Below are 16,865 nucleotides of genomic sequence, written 5' to 3'. Positions count from 1 at the left end.
GCGCGTGCCCCGGCCGGACTCCTCCGGCCGGGGCACGGTCGTCACCGCGCTGTGCTGCGGCCGTGTTGCGGGGATGTGGCGTACATGAAGTCCTCGTGTCGGGGTTCGTGCCGGGCTGTCCGGAGCTGTCCGGCCGTGCTTGTCTCGTGCCCGAACCCGCGCCCGCACCGCACGAGGAGCACCATGAGCAGCCAGCCCATCGACTCGGTCACCGCAGGCCACACCCCGGACGAACCGCCCGCCGGACCCGACACCTCGGCCTGGTCCTTCGAGACCCGCCAGATCCACGCCGGCGCGGTGCCCGACCCGGCGACCGGGGCGCGCGCCACGCCGATCTACCAGACCACGTCCTTCGTCTTCAAGGACACCCAGCACGCCGCGGACCTGTTCTCGCTCGCCGAGCCCGGCAACATCTACACCCGCATCCACAATCCGACGCAGGACGTGTTCGAGCAGCGGATCGCCGCGCTGGAGGGCGGGGTCGCCGCCGTCGCGCTGGCCTCCGGGCAGGCCGCCGAGACGCTCGCCCTGCTGACCCTGGCGGGCGCGGGCGACCACATCGTCTCCAGCGCCTCGCTGTACGGCGGCACGTACAACCTGTTCCGGCACACCCTGCCGAGGCTGGGCATCGAGGTGTCCTTCGTGGACGACCCGGACGACGTGGACGCCTGGCGGGCCGCGCTCCGGCCGAACACCAAGGCGCTGTTCGCGGAGACCCTGGGCAACCCGCGCGGCAACGTGCTCGACGTACGGGCGGTCGCGGACGTGGCGCACGACGCGGGCGTGCCGCTGATCGTGGACAACACGGTGCCGACCCCCTATCTGCTGCGGCCCATCGAGCACGGCGCGGACATCGTGGTGCACTCCGCGACCAAGTTCCTCGGCGGGCACGGCACCGCCATCGCCGGTGTGGTGGTGGACGGCGGCACCTTCGACTTCGGCGCCCACCCCGAGCGCTTCCCCGACTTCTCCGAGCCCGACCCGAGCTACCACGGCCTGCGGTACTGGCCGGCGCTGGGTCCGGGCGCCTTCGCGGTCAAGCTGCGGGTGCAGCTGCTGCGCGACCTGGGCCCGGCGCTCTCGCCGCACTCGGCGTTCCTGCTGCTCCAGGGGGTGGAGACGCTGAGCCTGCGCCTGGAGCGGCACTCCGCCAACGCGCTGGCCCTGGCCGAGTGGCTTCAGGGCCGCGACGAGGTGGCCGCCGTCCACTATCCGGGCCTGGAGTCGAGCCCGTGGTACGAGGCCGGACGGAAGTACCTCCCGCGCGGCTCCGGCGCCGTCGTCTCCTTCGAGCTGCGCGACGGGGTGGAGGCGGGCAAGCGGTTCGTGGACGCGGTGGAGCTGTTCAGCCACCTCGCCAACATCGGTGACGTGCGCAGCCTGATCATCCACCCCGCGTCCACCACCCACAGCCAGCTCGACGAGGAGCAGTTGAGGGCGACCGGTACCGCGCCGGGTCTGGTCCGGCTGTCGGTGGGCATCGAGAGCCTGGCCGATCTGAAGGCGGACCTGGAGGCCGGGTTCCGCGCGGCCAAGGGCGCCTCCTGAGCACCGTGCCGCGCGCCCGCCCCGCCCCGCTCCCGCCGGTCACCGGCGCCTGGCGGGACGGGGACCCGGCCGGGCGCCGCCGGTGGCACCCGGCCGGTACGCCGCTGCCGCTGGAGGCGGGCGGTGAACTGCCGGGCGCGCGGCTGGCGTTCGAGACCTGGGGGCGGCTGGCGCCGGACCGGTCCAACGCGCTGCTGGTACTGCACGCGCTGACCGGCGACAGCCATGTGGCCGGCCCGGCCGGCCCGGGGCATCCCACGCCCGGCTGGTGGGACGCGCTGGTCGGTCCGGGCCGGGCGCTGGACACCGACCGCTGGTTCGTGGTCGCGCCGAACGTGCTCGGCGGCTGTCAGGGCAGTACCGGCCCGGCCTCTCCCCGGCCGGGCACCGGCCGGGCCTGGGGCGGGGCGTTCCCGTTCCTGACCCAGCGGGACCAGGTGGCGGCGGAGGCGGGGCTCGCGGACGCCCTCGGTATCGAGCGGTGGGCGCTGGTCGTCGGCGGCTCGATGGGCGGGATGCGCGCGGTGGAGTGGGCGGTGTCGTACCCGGACCGGGTCGGCGCGCTCCTGCTGCTGGCCACGGCCGCCTCCGCGAGCGCCGAGCAGATCGCCTGGGCGGACATCCAGTTGCGGGCCATCCGCACCGACCCGCACTGGCGGGGCGGCGACTACCACCGCGCCGCGCGCGGCCCGGTGGACGGACTCGGCCTGGCCCGCCGGCTGGCCCACGTGACCTACCGTGCGGAGGCGGAACTCCAGACCCGGTTCGGCCGGGCTGCGCAGGGCGCGGAGGACCCGTGGCACGGGGGCCGCTACCAGGTGGGCTCGTACCTGGACCACCATGCCGAGAAGCTCGTCCGGCGCTTCGACGCGGGGAGTTACGTGGTGCTGACCGAGGCGATGAACGCGCACGACGTGGGGCGCGGCAGGGGCGGTACGCGCTCGGCGCTGGCCCGGGTGCGGGCGCCGGCCCTGGTGGCCGGGGTGGACTCCGACCGGCTCTATCCGCTGTCCCAGCAGCGGGAGTTGGCCGCGCTGATCCCCTCGGCGGACGGGGTGCGGGTGGTGGAGTCGCCGTACGGGCACGACGGGTTCCTGATCGAGACGGAGCAGGTTGGCAGACTGGTGGCCGAGTTGCTGCGCTGATCCCTGGGAGCCGATGTGTCCGAGCCCTCGTTCGAGCTGCTGCCGGGTGACCCGGCATCGCCGGTGCTGCTGCACGTACCGCATTCCGCGCGGGCGGTCCCGGCACAGGTGCGGGCGGGGCTGCTGCTCGACGACGCTGCCCTGGAGCGGGAGTTGGACCACATCACGGATGCGCACACCGCCGAACTCGCTCTTCGCGCGGCAGAGTTCGCGGGGCTTCGGCCGTGGCGGTTCGTGAACCGGCTGTCCCGGCTGGTGGTGGACCCGGAGCGGTTCCCGGACGAGCGGGAGGAGATGCGCGCGGTGGGCATGGGCGCGGTGTACACCCGCACCACGCACCGGGAACCCCTGCGGGCCGAGGACACCGACCAGGGGCCGCTGATCGAGCGGTACTTCGAGCCGTACGCCCGCGCGATCACCGAGGCGGTGTCGGACCGGCTGGCCGCGACCGGGCGGGCGGTGGTGATCGACGTCCACTCCTACCCGTCCCGCCCGCTGCCGTACGAACTGCACGGCGAGGGGCCGCGCCCGGCGGTGTGCCTGGGCACGGACGCCTTCCACACCCCGCCGGGGCTGACGGCCGCGGCGCGGTCGGCGTTCTCGCCGTACGGGAAGACGGGGCTGGACAGTCCGTTCAGCGGGACGTACGTGCCCCTCGCCCACTACGGCCGGGAGCGGCGGGTGAGCGCGCTGATGGTGGAGATCCGCCGGGACACGTACATGACCGAGCCCGGCGGGCCGCCCGGACCGGGCCTGGACCAACTGGCGGCCGCGCTGGCCGTTCTGGTGGACGCGGTGCGTTAGGGGGTGTCCCGGGAAGGCATCCCCTACTTCCTCCGGTTGGCGTGGGCCGCCCAGTCGAGGATCTGCACGGCGGCCCCCGCCGCTTCGAGGCCCTGGCAGTGGCCGTGGTGGCGGCGGGCGATGCCGTCCAGGTCGAGGTGGGTGCCGAAGGCGGGGTGGGCGGCGAGGCGGCGGGCGTAGGACCACAGGGCGGTGAAGCCGGTGATCCGGTGCACGGCGGAGGCGTCGAGGTGGCAGCGGTGCACGGTGTCGAGCTGTACCAGGGAGACCCAGAGGTCGATGTCGGCGGCGGTGAGCCGGCCGCCGGCCAGGTACTCCTCGCCGGTCAGCCAGCGCTCCAGCCGGGACAGGGTGTCGAGCAGCACCTCCAGCGCGGCGGCGCGGCCCGCCGGGTCCTCGTCGGCGCTGCCCGCCCGCTGCGCGGCCTGTTCGATGCCCTCGGCGCAGAGCCGTTCCACGGCGTCGATGGTGGACTCCCAGCCGCACGGCCGCAGCGGGTCGCCACCGGCGCGCGGGAAGAGGTCCAGGTCGCGCAGGATGTCGGGCGCGTGGGTGCTGACGATCCGTCCGGACCAGGCGTCGCTGAGCACGGGGGCGGGCGCCGGGCCGGAGTAGCGGTGCGCGCTGGCCTCGTAGAGCGGGCGGAGTGCGGTGTGGCTGCCGTCCGGGCCGTCGGGGACGGCGGGGAGCAGGGTGACCGGACAGCTCGTGTCGAGACCGAGCAGGCTGTGGCCGATGGCGAGGCGCAGTCCGTCGGGGTCGGCGGTGGAGAGGTGGAGCCGGTAGCGGTGCGGCACGGCGTAGTGGCCACTGCGGGGGTCCTGGCCGAGCCGCCCCCGGAAGGCGGAGCTGTGCCGGACGGTCGGAAGGGCGGTCGGCGCGGTGATGGGCATGCGTACGTCTCCCCAGGGGCGAGGGCGCGCGCGGGCGCGCGCCTGCGGGAACAGCGGCGGCTGACGTCGGGCGAGGAGTTGCGAGGACGGCGTGTGGGCGGGCTGGGGCCCGGCTCAGAGGCGCGATCCGATGGCGCTGCACACGCGCAGCAGGTCGATGTGCAGGCGGGAGGTGAGGAGGGGGGCGCGCAACGGCGTGCGGCCGCTGCGGCCGGTCACCGTCTCCAGGCGCGTCATGCGTCCCCACCTGTTCGCTGGACTTCCCCGGCTTGGAGTGTCGGCCCGCGCCGGACGCCGCGTCAAGAGGGGGTCCACCCCTGGGACGGGGCCTTACGTACCATCACCTCCATGAGCCAGATCCTCTCGATCGCCCGCCCCGACAGCGTCCGGAGCGTGCGCCTGGACACCGGCCGGGGAACCTTCGCCGCCTTCACGGCCGCTCCCCCGGCCCCGCGGGGTACGGCCCTGCTGGTGCCGGGTTTCAACGGCAGCAAGGAGGACTTCCTGCCGCTGCTGCCCGGCCTGGCCGAGGCGGGCTACCGGGTCGTCGCCATCGACCAGCGGGGCCAGTACGAGACGGGCCCGGCGTCGAAGGCTCCGTCGTACGCGCCGAAGGATCTGGCGTCGGACCTGACCGCGCTGGCAGAGGTGCTGGGCCCTGTGCATCTGGTGGGGCACTCGTACGGAGGCCTGGTGTCGCGCCTGGCCGTGCTGAACGCTCCTTCTTCTGACGTTACCTGGGCGTCACTGACCCTGCTGAACTTCGGCCCGGCGGCCGTGTCGGAGCCGACGCGGGAACGTCTGCGCCTCCTGCTGGACGCCCTGCGCACGACTCCGGTCCCGGACCTGTGGCCGTTCCTCCGCCCGGAGGCCGGCGGGGTCTCCGAGGAGGTGCTTGCCTTCCTCTCGGACCGCTGGGCCCGCAACGCCCCGGAGGCCCTGCGTCTGGCCGCCGAGCAGATGATCACCGAGCCGGACCGCACCGAGGCGCTGCGCGGCTGCGGCATTCCCCTGTCGGTCGTCTTCGGCACTCCGGAGGAGACCTGGCCGGAGCGTGAAGCGGCCGCGATGGCCCGGCAGCTGGACGCCCGCTACACGGAGATCGCGGGCGGCGGCCATTCGCCGAACGTGTACGAACCCGAAGCGGTGATCGAGGCGTTGACGTCGTTCTGGAACGTGTGACGCCTAGCGCTCGCCCCGAGCGGCGACCGCATCCCGCAACTCCTCGGCGGTGAAACCGAGTTCACGCAGGATGCGGGCGGCCGGGCTGCCCTCGACGCGGATCAGGCCCAGCAGCATGTGCTCGGTGCCGACCCAGTCGTGACCCAGCTCGGCCGCCGCGTCCCGCGCCCGCTCGATGGCCGCCTTGCTCTCCTCGCGGAAGGCGATGTGCCCCCGCAGCGCCTTCGCCCCGGCCGGCGGCAGCACCGCCGCGACCGCGTCCCGCACCCGCTGCTCCGACCCGGCCCGCGCCACCAGCGTCTCGTACGCCCGGCCCTCCGGTTCCCCCAGCAGGCCGAGCAGCAGGTGTTCGGTGCCGATCGAGTCGTGCCTGTGCGTCCGCGCGGCCTCCTGCGCCAGCACGATGCCGTGCCGGTTGAGGTGGGTGAACCGCTCGAACGGTGTCGGCGCGTGCCGCTGCTGCGCCGCCTGCTTGGACACCCCGATGGCATCCCCGATCTCGGTCCAGGAGGCCCCGGACCGCTTGGCCTTGCTCACGTAGTGGTCGATGAGCTGGTCCCCGAGATCGGACAGGGTCTGCGCCCGCAGCCGCGCTTCGCTGACGTGCGCGAGGTCGCCGGCGTCGGGGAGTTCTTCGTCGAGTCGGGCGATCAGATCGGCGAGATTGATGTCGAGTGGACTCATGCGTCAAGACTAAGTTGACGATGAGTGAGCGTCAAGAAGAAATTGACGTGCGGCGGAGCGAGTATCCCGCTTACGGTTCCGGAATGACTCGACAGACCGACACGCCACCCGCCTGGGACGAGCGCACGCAACTGACCACGTTCCTCGACTACGCCCGCGACACCGCGCGAGCCAAGTGCGAGGGCGTCTCGCCCGAGGACGCCCGCCGGGCCCCGCTCCCTGGCTCCCCCCTGATGACCCTGTGCGGTCTGATCAGCCATCTGCGCTGGGTCGAACACCACTGGTTCGAGGTCATGTTCCTGGGCGAGGACCCCGCGGGCCCCCTCGCCGGGGCCACCGACGACGACCCCGACCCCGAGATGCGCACGGCGGTCGGCATACCCCTCCCCCGGCTCCTCGCCGACTACGAGTCCCAGAGCGCCCGTTACCGCGATCTCGTCTCCACCCACGACCTGGACACCCCGGCCAAGCGCCCCATCAGCAACGGCGACCACGTCGACCTCCGCTGGGTCCTCCTCCACCTCATCGAGGAAACGTCCCGGCACAACGGTCACCTGGACGTCGTACGCGAACTGCTCGACGGGCGGACCGGTGTGTAGGACGTGCGGCCAGCGCCGCGCACAGGGCTGCGAGGGGAAGTTCCGCGACCACCGCCATGGCTACGGCGAGGGCCCGCTCCGGGCCGGGTAAAGAGGTGGCGACGTCGACGCAGGCGTCGGCGAGGAGGAGTACCGCCGCCGCGGCAGCGGGGGCGCGGTGGCGGGGGTCGCGGTGCAGCAGGCGACTCCCGGCGGTGAGCAGGGCGCCGGCCTCCAGCGCGTCGAGGGCGACCCAGGCCGCCGCCTCGGCGGCGGGCAGGGTGCCGGCGAGGTAGCCGAGCCAGGGCAGCAGGGCGAGACCGGCGGCCACGAGTACGCGGCCGTGGCCGGAACCACTCGTGGGGGCATGGGAGATGGGGGCCATGTCGGGAGTCCACTTCCAGAGTCGGGAACCCGGCCGTCGGGCTCGTGATCAACCCTCCGGTTTCCGCTCCCTGGAGTCAGTAACGTCACTGTCCGTCCTGGGGTGGCACTAGATGCACCTCCGTCACGGATGACAGGTGCATGGAGTCACGCCGAGGCCGGGGCCTACCGTTGGCCCCATGAAGATCCCGCCCTGGCCGCGGCGAGCGCTGACGCGCCTGACGCGCGACGCCTCCTTCCTCGCCCTGGGGGCACCGCTTCACCTCCTCATGGGGTTCCTGCTCTTCATGGACTTCGGCCTCGCCTGGGAGTGCGTGGAAGGAGGGGACACCGGCGCGCCGGTCATGCTCGGGGGCGCGTTGGTCGTGACGGTGTGCTGCGTACCGGCTCTGACCGTGGCGCAGTGCTGGCGCTTCCGCCGGTTCCTCGGACTCGGCATTCCCCGTCCGGGGGTGCGGCGGCCAGGGCGTCAGTTCGGCTACCACTGCCTGGCCGGGGCGCTGCTGGGCGGACTCGAAGCGCTGGTGGTGGGGCTGCTGGTGGCCGGGGCGGCCGCGGCACTTACCCCGGTGTGGGTCTACGCGTTGCCGTGGCAGTGGCGGATCGAACACCTCGGCCTCTCCACCCAGGCCGCCTACCTCTGCGCGGCGGGTCTGGGCGCACTGGCCACCGTGCCCACCCTGGCCGCCGCCCTGGTCCGCCTGGAGACCCATGTGGGTCCCTCCTGGCTGGGGCGCGACAGGGAAGAGGACCTGGCGCGGCGGGTCGCGGACCTCACCGAGAGCCGGGCCGGGGTGGTGGACGCCGCGGACGCGGAACGGCGGCGCATCGAACGGGACTTGCATGACGGCGCGCAGCAACGCCTCGTCTCCCTCGCGCTGAATCTGGGTCTGGCCAAGGCCACGCTGGTGGATCTGTCACCGGAGGCGCGCGAGGTCATCGACACCGCGCACCGGGAGGCGAAGGAGGCGATCGAGGAGCTGAACATCCTCGTACGCGGGCTGCACCCCGCCGTGCTGGACGAACTCGGCCTGGACGCCGCCCTGTCGGGTCTCGCGGCTCGCGCTCCGCTGCCCGTACGGCTACGGGTGGACCTGCCACGACGGCCGGTACCGGCGGTGGAGGCGGTCGCCTACTTCGTCGTCTCCGAGGCGCTGACGAACGTCGCCAAGCACGCACGGGAGGCGACCCGATCGGAGGTGACGCTCACTCTGCTGGGCGGGATACTGCGGGTGGTGGTCACGGACGACGGCCTGGGCGGCGCCGACCCCGCCGGCGGGACCGGCCTCACCGGTCTCGCCCAGCGGGTGCGGTCCGTCGACGGAACATTCCGGCTGAGCAGTCCCCTGGGGGGACCGACCCTGATGAGTGTGGAGCTGCCGTGCCCGGCACGATGAACGAGGAGCCGACGGTGCGACGCGCGGTGATCGCGGAGGACTCCGTCCTGTTGCGGATGGGCCTGGTCAAGGTCGTGGAGATGGCCGGCTTCGAGGTGGCCGCCGAAGTGGGCGACGGCCCGGGGCTGCTGGCCGCGGTGGCGGAACACCGTCCCGACCTCGCGCTGGTGGACGTCCGTATGCCGCCCGATTTCCAGGACGAGGGAGTACGTGCCGCACTGGCCATCCGCCGCACCCACCCCTCGACGGCCCTGCTCCTCCTCTCCCAGTACGTCGAGGAGCGCTACGCCACCGACCTCCTCGCCGCCAACACCAGTGGCGTCGGCTACCTCCTCAAGCAACGGGTGGCCGACGTCGAGGAGTTCGTCGAAGCCCTCCGCCGGGTGGCGAACGGCGGCACCGCCCTGGACCCCCAGGTGGTGGCCCAACTCCTCATCCGCCGCACCGACACCCCCCTGGCCCGCCTCACCCCCCGCGAACGCGAAGTCCTCAGCCTCATGGCCGAAGGCCGCTCCAACGCGGGCATCGCCACCCAACTCGTCATCAGCGAAAGCGCCGTCGCCAAACACATCAACAACATCCTGATGAAACTGGACCTCCCCCGAGCCGACGCCGACCACCGCCGGGTACTGGCGGTGCTGCACTTCCTGGGAGTGGGCGGGCGGCGGTCCGACGACGGGTGACCCGCGCCACCGTTACGGCAGCCGCGTCACTCTCGTGGCAGTGCCGCCACGAAGTCCGACAGCGCGGCGGCCTGCGGCGGCGTCCGCCCTCGGACGTGACGTCGGTAGTGGTGGGCGACCAGGCGGCGCAGTTCCCCCTCGTCCGGCTCGTCACCGGCCAGGGTCAACCGGACCTGATGGGGTTCGCCCGCCATGAGGAGGGGCCTGGCCAGCGCGTCGAAGCCGTGGGTGAACTCGTCGGGCATCTCCCACCAGGATTCGGCGAACGCCTGATCCCTCAAGACGTACATGTGGCAGTCGTCGTCGAACAGGATCACCGGAGCCATCGGGGTCGTCGTCCAAGAGGGACGCCGGAGCACGCCGGGACCGGGGTCTTCCGGCCGACCGCCGAACTGCCAACTGTGCACCTCGGTCTCCGCGTACCGGCCCGGGCCCAGGACGGCGCGTGCCGTCTCCGCGTCCGGCGCTCGCAGCAGGGCCGCCGTCCCCAGCCAGGTGTTTCCGTCGTCGGACAGCAGAGGGCCGTAGGCGATGAGTTCGTCCTGGTCGGGTGGGACGGTGAGGTCGGCGGGCTGGGCCGGGCCCAGCCCGAGGACCAGGAAGCGGTCGCCGCCGGCCCGACCGCCGGGGAAGTCCCACATCGTGCGTCCCAGCAGGTTGCGCCAGCGACGCAGCAGGACGTCCCGGTACACGCCCGCCTGGTAGCCGGGCTCGTCGAAAGCGAACGCGCGGGCCGCAGCCGCGTCGGGCAGGTCGACGATGTGCACGCTGCCGCTGGGCACCTCACCCGCGAACGTCGGCCCCCGGGCGATCATCTCCGCGGCGTACCCGTCCATGTAGGACCAGTGCCGTTCGCCCAACTCCCTCCGGAGCGCCAGCGAGTCGGACCGGTCACGGTGATAGCAGAAGAACTCCATACCGGGCAGTCTGCCGATCCCGGGGCGCCCGCGCAGAGGGATATGGCGGCTGCCCCGCCCGCATGTTCGACGGTCGCGGCTCCACCGTGGGCTCCGGGCGGGCCCTTCGGACGACACCGGGCCTCGGCGAGCGCCCTCGTCGCCGTCGCCTGGGTCTGCGTGGCCGTGTCCCTCGCGGTCACCTTCCAGGCCGACGCGGCGCACGGTGTCGGCAAACCCGGTCATCGCGTTCGTGTGCGACACCGTGCCGGTGGCAAGCCTGGTCTCCGTGCTGACGGCGGGCTGAACACCCCTGCCCCGGACCGCTGTCGTCGCTGGTCAGCGGGGGTGTACGGGGTCGAGATTGGCCGATTCAGCTAGCCGAATCGGCCGATTGTCGACGTTCGCGGCCGCGAAGTTGGCGCGCTCCCCACCGGCGTCCTACAGTCGACTTGGTTGGTCTAGGCAACCTTATTCGGGAACCTTCCCGTCCCCCCACGGCAACAACAGCAACAACCGGCCGGGCCCCCGTGCGCCCAGGCCCAGGAGGACCCCCCATGCCCGACGTCGCAGCCCCACGCTTCCGCAATCCCGTGGAGGACATCCTCGACGCCCTGCGGGAGAACCCCGGACGCGAGGCTCTCGTACACGGGGAACACCGTTTGCACGCAGGGGAGTTCCACGACCTGGTGCACCGGATGGCATGGGCCATGCAGGCCCAGGGGATCGAGCGCGGCCAGACCGTCACCCTGCTCAGCGGCAACCTGCCCGAGGCGATAGCCGTGCGCTACGCCGCGAACCTGATCGGCGCTCAGGTCAACCACCTGTACAGCAAGCTCTCCGCCGAGGTGCAGTCCGCGATCGTCGCCGACGTGGAGACGCGGGCCCTCGTGGTCGACCCGCGGCTGGCCGACCGGGCCGCGGAGATCACCGCCTCGGTACCGGTCAAGTCGGTTCTGACGCTCGGCTCTTACGGCGACGCGGAGGACCTGCTGGCGCTGGCCGCCACGCAGTCCGCCGAGCCGTTCCCGAGCCGGGCCGAGCCGGACGACATCTGCGGCATCCGCCACACCGGCGGCACCACCGGCCACCCCAAGGGCATCTGCACCACCTTCCGCCAGGTCCGGGAGACCCGCGCAGCGCGCCCGGTCACCGGGGAAGAGACCGGCGAGCACCGGCAGTTGGTCGCCACCACCATCGCCCACGCGGCCGGGATGCTCGCGGACGCGGTGCTGGAGACCGGCGGCACAGTCGTCCTGCTGGACGACTTCGAGCCGGGTGAGGTGCTCCGTACCCTCGAGCGGGAGCGCATCACCCACATGTGGCTCCTGCCGCCGCTGCTCTACCAGTTGCTCGACCACCCCGACATGGCGCACACCGACACCTCGGGCCTGCGCCAGGTCCTCTACGGCGGCTGCCAGTCCTCCCCCGCCCGTATCGCCGACGCCGTACGCCGCCTCGGTCCGGTGCTGATGCAGGGGTACGGGCAGAACGAGGGCGGGCTCATCAGCGTGCTGCCCCCGAAGGACCACGACCCGGACGACCCCGCGCTGCTGCGTACCGCCGGGAAGATCCTGCCGGGCGTCGACGTGGAGATCCGGGACGCGGACGGCAACGTCCTCCCCGACGGCGAGCACGGCGAGATCTGCGTCCGCTCCGGCATGGTCATGCAGGGCTACTGGAAGCAGCCGCGGCTCACCGCCGAGGTGCTGCGGGACGGCTGGCTGCACACCGGTGACGTCGGCTTCCGCGACGACGCGGGCTACCTCACCGTGGTCGACCGCCTCAAGGACATGATCGTCGTGGTCGGCGGCCATGTGTACACCACCGAGCTGGAGGACCTGCTCAACACCCACCCCGACGTCCTCCAGAGCGCGGTCTTCGGCGTCCGGGACGAGGACCGCATGGAGCGCGTCCACGCCGCCGTACTCCTCGCTCCCGGCGCCACCACGACCGCCGGCGACCTGCGCGCGCTGGTACGGGCGGAGCGCGGCGCGATGTACGAGCCGGCCCGGATCACCTTCCCGTCCGAGCTGCCCCTGACGGACGTCGGCAAGCCGGACAAGAAGGAGCTGCGCCGCCGCGCGACGCTCTGACGGCACCTCCGAGGGGCCGTCCGCCACACCTGAGGGCGGCCCCCGACCCGGGAGACGGCATATTGCACAGTCCGAACTGCGCAGGTTAGCCTGTACATATGACCGAGATCGCTGACACCACCGGTGTGTCCGAATCCGCCGTACGCGCCGCGCACGAGTTCCGCGTGGTGTTCAGCCGGCTCCGGCGGCGGATGCGGGAGAGCTACGACCCCGGAGACCTGACGCCGTCGCAGACGTCCGTGCTGAGCCGGCTGGACAAGGACGGGGAGGCGTCGGTCAGTGACCTGGCCGCCGCCGAGCGGGTGCGGCACCAGTCGGTGGCCGCGACCGTGTCCGTACTGGAGGAGCGCGCGCTGGTGTCCCGGCGGCAGGACCCCTCCGACGGGCGGCGCCAGCTGGTGTTCGTCACCGACGGCGGGCACGCCTTCCTGGAGGACCGCAGGCGGGCCGGGGAGGGCTGGCTGACCCGGGCTCTGGAGGACCAGTGCACGGAGTCCGAGCGCCGGACCCTGCTGGAGGCGGCGGCCATACTGGACCGGGTCGTCCGCTCGTGATCCTGCGCTCACTGCTGCCCGGCCGGGCGAAGCGGAGCGACGGCTTCGACCGGCGCCTGCTGGCCCCGATGATGCTGGGCTCCGTACTCAACCCGGTCAACTCCTCCGTCCTGTCGGTCTCCCTGGTGCCGATCGGCGCCGCCTTCGGGGCGCCTCCCGCGCAGACCGCGTGGCTGGTCTCCGCCCTGTACCTGGCCACCTCCATCGGCCAGCCGGTGGTGGGACGGCTGATCGACCTGTTCGGGCCGCGCCGTCTGTTCCTGGCGGGCACCGCGCTCACCGGTGTCGCGGGTGTCGTGGGGATGCTCGCCCCGAACCTCGGGGTGCTCATCGCCGCCCGCGTGCTGCTCGGCTTCGGCACCTGTTCCGGCTATCCGGCCGCCATGTACCTGATCCGCAGTGAGGCCCGGCGCACCGGCCAGGAGAGTCCGACCGGCGTGCTCACCGCGCTCGCCGTCACCACCCAGACCGTCGCCGTGATCGGCCCCAGCCTCGGCGGACTGCTGATCGGTGTCGGGGGCTGGCGCACCACCCTCGCCGTCAACATCCCGCTCGCCCTGGCCGGCCTGTACCTCGGCGCACGCCGCCTCCCCGTCACCCCGCCCGCGCCCCGCCCCGGGGACCGGCACCCGCTGGCCGCGCTGGACCTGCCCGGGATGGGCCTCTTCGCCGCGGCCCTGGTCTGCCTGCTCCTCTTCCTCATGGAGCCCGGCACCGCCCACTGGTACCTGCCGGTGCTGACCGCGGTCGCGGCGGCGGCCTTCGCCCGGCGGGAGCTGCGGACCGCGCAGCCCTTCATCGACCTGCGCGTCCTGAGCGGCAACCTCCCCCTGCTGGCCACCTACGCCCGCGCCCTGCTCGCGTACATCGTCAGCTACGCCTTCCTGTACGGGTACACCCAGTGGCTTCAGGAAGGCCGGGGGCTGTCGGCCTCGCAGGCGGGACTGGTCCAACTTCCGCTGTTCGTCACCGCGTTGATCGTCTCGACGCTCACCGGGCGCAGGCCGGCGATCCGGGCCAAGCTCCTGGTGGGCGCGGCCGGGCAACTCGCCGCCTGCGCGCTGCTGCTGACGCTGACCGACGCGAGCCCGGTCTGGATGCTGCTGGCCGTCGTGTTCGTGCTCGGTGTGCCGCAGGGCCTGAACAGCCTGGCCCTGCAGAACTCCGTCTTCCACCAGGCCGACCCCGAGCGCATGGGCTCCTCCGCCGGGCTGCTGCGCACCTTCGGCTACCTCGGCGCGATCGTCGCCTCCGCCGCGAGCGGTGCCCTCTTCGGGCAGCGGGCCGACACCGGCGGACTGCACCACCTCTCCTGGCTGGTGCTCGCCGTCAGCGCGCTCTTCCTCGCCGTGACCGTCGCCGACCGCTCCCTGCGCGGACTCGGGGCCGGCCGGGGCGAGATCGCCCGCCTGTCCTGACTACTCGCCGGTGGCGGTGAGGACGAGCACCGCCTGGTCGTCGTCGATGTCGTGGCCGCCGGTGAAGACGCGTACGGCGTCGGTCAGCGAGTCGATCAGACGGCCGGCGGCGGGTGGGCGGGGCGAGCCGGCGAGGGCCTGGGCCACGCGTACGTCGCCGAACTGCTCACCGTCAAGGGCGCGGGCCTCGGTGAGGCCGTCGGTGTAGAGCAACAGGCTCTCGTGCGGGCGCAGCAGCAGCCGACGCGGACTGACGTGCGGGTCGGGGGCGACGCCCAGGAGGAGCCCCGAGGCGTCCACGGCGCGCACGGTGTGCCCCGCGTCGATGACGAGGGGCGCGGTGTGCCCGGCCCGGATCAGCTCGATGTCCAGACCCGCCGGGGTCGGGGTGAACTGCCCGTAGACGAGCGTGACGAAGCCGGTGCCGTGGCTGCCGGGACGGTCGCACAGGGCGCGGTTGACCGCCTCGACCACGGCCTGGGGGCCGGGCAGCAGCGGGGCGACGGCGCGGGCGGTGTGCCGTACCAGCGCGGTGGTGGTCGCGGCGGTGGCACCGCGGCCGCACACGTCACCGAGCATGAAGGCCCACCGGCCGTCCCGCAGCGGGAAGACGTCGTAGAAGTCGCCGCCGATGTCGAGTCCCTCGCCGGCGGGGTGGTAGTACGTGGCCACGTCGGCGCCGGGCACGTCCGGGACGCCGGGCAGCAGCAGTCCGGCCTGGAGGTCGCGGGCGAGGGTGACCCGGTGGCTGTACTGGCGGGCGTTGCGGGCGGCCAAGGAGGCCCGGCGGGCGAGTTCCTCGGCCAGCGCGACGGTGTGCCCGTCGAAGGTGTGGTCACCGAAGCTGAGCAGGGTCATGGTGCCGAAGGCGTGGCCCCGGTCGAGCAGCGGGACGCACAGGTAGCCGGTGACGCCCAGGTCGTGCCAGGGGCCGGGCCCGGTGGGCGTGCGGCGGGCGACCTCGCTGACCCCGGAGGCCAGGACCCGGGCCACCGCGTCGTCGGCGGCGTCGTAGACCGGGATGTGGGAGGCCAGCAGGGCCGCGCGCTCGGTGTCCGGCGCGGCGGTCGCGATGCGGCGTACGCGGCCGGACTCCACGATGTCGACCGCGCAGAGCGGGGCCAGGGTCGGGACGCATGCCTCGGCGAGGCGCTGGAGGGTCTGGGTGGCGTCCAGATCGGCGGCGAGCGAGGTGCTGGCGTCCAGCAGGAAGGCGAGGTCGGCACGGGCGGCCCGCTCGCGGGCCTCGGCGGCCTGCCGGGCCTGCTCGGCCTGGTGGCGTTCGATGGCCAGGGCCGCGGTGCCCGCGAAGATCCGGGCGAGGGCGAGGTCGTAGTCATGCGGCGAGCGGGGCGTGCGGTGGTACATGGCGAAGGTGCCGAGCAGCGATCCGTCGCGGGCCAGCACCGGGGTGGACCAGCAGGAGGCGAGCCCGGCCTTCTCGGCCAGGTCCCGGAAGTCGTCCCAGTACGCGTGCGTGGCGATGTCGGAGACGATCACGCTCTGCCGGCGGTGGGCGGCGGTACCGCAGGAGCCCACGCCCTCACCGGCGGCGATGCCGTCGATGGCCTGGTTGTAGAAGTCCGGCAGGCTGGGCGCGGCGCCGTGGCGCAGGTGGCGGCCGTCGGCGTCGGCGAGCAGCACCGACACCAGCACCTCCTCGGGCGCCAGGTCCTCGATGACCCGCGCCATGCCGTGCAGCACGTCGGCCAGCGGGGCCTGACGGGCGATCTGCTCCAGCAGGGCGGCTTGCTCGGCCGTGAGCCGCTGGGCCTGTCTGACCTGCGTGGTCTCGACGCCGATCACGCGGACGCCGGTGACGTTGCCGCCTGCGTCGAGCCGGGGCTCGTAGGTGAAGTCGAAGAAGGTCTCGCGGGCGTCGGCGCCGGAGCCGAGCACGATCCGGCGGTCGCGGCCCGTGACGGACCGGCCGGTGCGGTAGACCCGGTCCAGCAGGCCGATGAAGCCCTGTTCGACGAGTTCCGGCATCAGTTCCGCGAGCGGCAGGCCGGTGCGGGCGCGCTCGGCGCCGCCGATCGCGGCGAAGAACGCCGGATTCGCGGACTCCAGCATGTGGGCCGGTCCCGCGAGTGAGGCGAAGACGGCCGACGACTGCCCGAAGAGCGCGCGCAGATCGTCGTCCAGCCCGCCTCCCGGCCGGCCGGTCTCGGGCTGGTCCAGCCCTGGTACGCGCGTCATGCGCTCCGCTCCTCGTTCTGTTGGACCGCCGAGACGACGCCACGTCCGCCCGAGCCCGCGGCAAGCGCCTCGGCAGCGTCCTTGTGCACGGAGAAGAGCTGGTCCAAACCTGTCAGGCTGAACAGACGTGACACCGAGGCGGGTACGGCCGCCAGCCGCAGGGCCCGCTGCTCCGCGGTGAGCCGCTGGTAGAGCCGCAGCAGGGCGCTGATCCCGGAGGAGTCGCAGAAGGTCAGGGCGGCGCAGTCGACCACGACCGGCAGCGTCCCCGTCGATCCGTCCAGTTCGCCGTCGGCAGCCTCGTGCAGCTGCACCACGCTGTCGAAGTCCAGTTCACCGCACAGCACGAACAGCACGCCCAGCGCGTGCTGCCTCACATCCACCGAGAACACCCTCAGCTGCCT

Annotated in this window: 16 protein-coding genes and 1 pseudogene; 10 read left to right on the top strand and 7 right to left on the bottom strand. The window is 73.0% G+C overall.

Translation table 11 applies throughout. The annotated features are described in order from the left end of the window. The first annotated feature begins 183 nt into the window (after nt 1–183). From EV284_RS01295 to EV284_RS01285, 3 genes are read left to right on the top strand one after another with little or no spacing between them, the layout of a single operon-like run. Entirely contained in the window at nt 184–1,548 is a 1,365-nt protein-coding gene (locus EV284_RS01295; protein ID WP_130329403.1) for a bifunctional o-acetylhomoserine/o-acetylserine sulfhydrylase, read from the top strand. Between the two features lie 5 nt (nt 1,549–1,553). Beyond that, a complete protein-coding gene (locus tag EV284_RS01290; RefSeq protein WP_130329401.1) occupies nt 1,554–2,693 on the top strand; it encodes a homoserine O-acetyltransferase in 1,140 nt (379 codons plus the stop codon). 15 nt (nt 2,694–2,708) lie between these two features. Next, nucleotides 2,709–3,497: an N-formylglutamate amidohydrolase gene (locus tag EV284_RS01285; RefSeq protein WP_130329399.1), complete on the top strand. Its 789-nt coding sequence runs from the start codon at nt 2,709–2,711 to the stop codon at nt 3,495–3,497. 23 nt (nt 3,498–3,520) lie between these two features. Here EV284_RS01285 and EV284_RS01280 read toward each other — a convergent pair whose 3' ends face one another. Together EV284_RS01280 and EV284_RS33485 are read right to left on the bottom strand one after the other, a co-directional pair. Then, complete coding sequence (locus EV284_RS01280) at nt 3,521–4,390, bottom strand: glutathione S-transferase C-terminal domain-containing protein (RefSeq protein WP_130329397.1); 870 nt, start codon at nt 4,388–4,390, stop codon at nt 3,521–3,523. 114 nt (nt 4,391–4,504) lie between these two features. Beyond that, a complete protein-coding gene (locus EV284_RS33485; protein WP_278045800.1) occupies nt 4,505–4,627 on the bottom strand; it encodes a putative leader peptide in 123 nt (40 codons plus the stop codon). A 111-nt stretch (nt 4,628–4,738) separates the two neighbouring features. Here EV284_RS33485 and EV284_RS01275 point away from each other — a divergent pair, with 111 nt between their 5' ends. Then, nucleotides 4,739–5,572 carry an alpha/beta hydrolase gene (locus EV284_RS01275; RefSeq protein WP_130329395.1) on the top strand — a complete coding sequence of 278 codons (834 nt, stop codon included), beginning with the start codon at nt 4,739–4,741 and terminating at the stop codon, nt 5,570–5,572. 3 nt (nt 5,573–5,575) lie between these two features. Here the strand turns inward: EV284_RS01275 and EV284_RS01270 are convergent, their stop codons facing one another. Continuing rightward, nucleotides 5,576–6,256: a Clp protease N-terminal domain-containing protein gene (locus EV284_RS01270; protein ID WP_130329393.1), complete on the bottom strand. Its 681-nt coding sequence runs from the start codon at nt 6,254–6,256 to the stop codon at nt 5,576–5,578. Nucleotides 6,257–6,339: 83 nt separating this feature from the next. Here EV284_RS01270 and EV284_RS01265 point away from each other — a divergent pair, with 83 nt between their 5' ends. Next, complete coding sequence (locus EV284_RS01265; protein WP_130329391.1) at nt 6,340–6,855, top strand: DinB family protein; 516 nt, start codon at nt 6,340–6,342, stop codon at nt 6,853–6,855. Here the strand turns inward: EV284_RS01265 and EV284_RS01260 are convergent. Beyond that, a complete protein-coding gene (locus EV284_RS01260; protein ID WP_242625491.1) occupies nt 6,779–7,219 on the bottom strand; it encodes a hypothetical protein in 441 nt (146 codons plus the stop codon). The genes EV284_RS01265 and EV284_RS01260 overlap by 77 nt on opposite strands. 178 nt (nt 7,220–7,397) lie before the next feature. On the opposite strand from EV284_RS01260, the gene EV284_RS01255 reads away from it, so the two are divergent. Together EV284_RS01255 and EV284_RS01250 are read left to right on the top strand one after the other, a co-directional pair. Continuing rightward, on the top strand, nt 7,398–8,615 hold the full coding sequence (locus EV284_RS01255) for a sensor histidine kinase (RefSeq protein WP_130329389.1): 1,218 nt from the start codon (nt 7,398–7,400) through the stop codon (nt 8,613–8,615). Then, a complete protein-coding gene (locus EV284_RS01250; RefSeq protein WP_130330941.1) occupies nt 8,612–9,298 on the top strand; it encodes a response regulator transcription factor in 687 nt (228 codons plus the stop codon). The genes EV284_RS01255 and EV284_RS01250 overlap by 4 nt, the downstream gene beginning before the upstream one ends. Nucleotides 9,299–9,675: 377 nt before the next feature. Here EV284_RS01250 and EV284_RS01245 read toward each other — a convergent pair. Then, a pseudogene (locus EV284_RS01245) lies at nt 9,676–10,215 on the bottom strand (YciI family protein); the annotation flags it as partial. A gap of 536 nt (nt 10,216–10,751) precedes the next feature. On the opposite strand from EV284_RS01245, the gene EV284_RS01235 reads away from it, so the two are divergent. From EV284_RS01235 to EV284_RS01225, 3 genes are all read left to right on the top strand, one after another. Continuing rightward, complete coding sequence (locus EV284_RS01235) at nt 10,752–12,290, top strand: AMP-binding protein (protein ID WP_130329387.1); 1,539 nt, start codon at nt 10,752–10,754, stop codon at nt 12,288–12,290. Nucleotides 12,291–12,388: 98 nt separating this feature from the next. After that, on the top strand, nt 12,389–12,844 hold the full coding sequence (locus EV284_RS01230) for a MarR family transcriptional regulator (protein WP_130329385.1): 456 nt from the start codon (nt 12,389–12,391) through the stop codon (nt 12,842–12,844). Then, entirely contained in the window at nt 12,841–14,262 is a 1,422-nt protein-coding gene (locus EV284_RS01225; RefSeq protein ID WP_242625490.1) for an MFS transporter, read from the top strand. The genes EV284_RS01230 and EV284_RS01225 overlap by 4 nt, the downstream gene beginning before the upstream one ends. Here the strand turns inward: EV284_RS01225 and EV284_RS01220 are convergent, their stop codons facing one another. Next, a complete protein-coding gene (locus tag EV284_RS01220) occupies nt 14,263–16,461 on the bottom strand; it encodes a SpoIIE family protein phosphatase (protein ID WP_130329383.1) in 2,199 nt (732 codons plus the stop codon). Next, nucleotides 16,458–16,844 (bottom strand): STAS domain-containing protein, encoded by a 387-nt coding sequence (locus EV284_RS01215; protein WP_242625489.1) that lies wholly within the window; start codon nt 16,842–16,844, stop codon nt 16,458–16,460. The genes EV284_RS01220 and EV284_RS01215 overlap by 4 nt, the downstream gene beginning before the upstream one ends. Nucleotides 16,845–16,865 lie beyond the last annotated feature (21 nt).

This window comes from Streptomyces sp. BK022 (assembly GCF_004217355.1).
Taxonomy (GTDB): Bacteria; Actinomycetota; Actinomycetes; order Streptomycetales; family Streptomycetaceae; genus Streptomyces; species Streptomyces griseoluteus.
This window is presented reverse-complemented; position numbering and strand designations above follow the sequence as displayed.

What these genes read in the sequence shown, in the direction of transcription:
- EV284_RS01295 (WP_130329403.1), top strand. Translation starts at nt 184, where the DNA reads ATGAGCAGCCAGCCCATCGACTCGGTCACCGCAGGCCACACCCCGGAC.
- EV284_RS01235 (WP_130329387.1), top strand. Translation starts at nt 10,752, where the DNA reads ATGCCCGACGTCGCAGCCCCACGCTTCCGCAATCCCGTGGAGGACATC.
- EV284_RS01280 (WP_130329397.1), bottom strand. Translation starts at nt 4,390, where the DNA reads ATGCCCATCACCGCGCCGACCGCCCTTCCGACCGTCCGGCACAGCTCC.
- EV284_RS01220 (WP_130329383.1), bottom strand. Translation starts at nt 16,461, where the DNA reads ATGACGCGCGTACCAGGGCTGGACCAGCCCGAGACCGGCCGGCCGGGA.
- EV284_RS01230 (WP_130329385.1), top strand. Translation starts at nt 12,389, where the DNA reads ATGACCGAGATCGCTGACACCACCGGTGTGTCCGAATCCGCCGTACGC.
- EV284_RS01260 (WP_242625491.1), bottom strand. Translation starts at nt 7,219, where the DNA reads ATGGCCCCCATCTCCCATGCCCCCACGAGTGGTTCCGGCCACGGCCGC.
- EV284_RS01255 (WP_130329389.1), top strand. Translation starts at nt 7,398, where the DNA reads ATGAAGATCCCGCCCTGGCCGCGGCGAGCGCTGACGCGCCTGACGCGC.
- EV284_RS01270 (WP_130329393.1), bottom strand. Translation starts at nt 6,256, where the DNA reads ATGAGTCCACTCGACATCAATCTCGCCGATCTGATCGCCCGACTCGAC.
- EV284_RS01250 (WP_130330941.1), top strand. Translation starts at nt 8,612, where the DNA reads ATGAACGAGGAGCCGACGGTGCGACGCGCGGTGATCGCGGAGGACTCC.
- EV284_RS01275 (WP_130329395.1), top strand. Translation starts at nt 4,739, where the DNA reads ATGAGCCAGATCCTCTCGATCGCCCGCCCCGACAGCGTCCGGAGCGTG.
- EV284_RS01265 (WP_130329391.1), top strand. Translation starts at nt 6,340, where the DNA reads ATGACTCGACAGACCGACACGCCACCCGCCTGGGACGAGCGCACGCAA.
- EV284_RS33485 (WP_278045800.1), bottom strand. Translation starts at nt 4,627, where the DNA reads ATGACGCGCCTGGAGACGGTGACCGGCCGCAGCGGCCGCACGCCGTTG.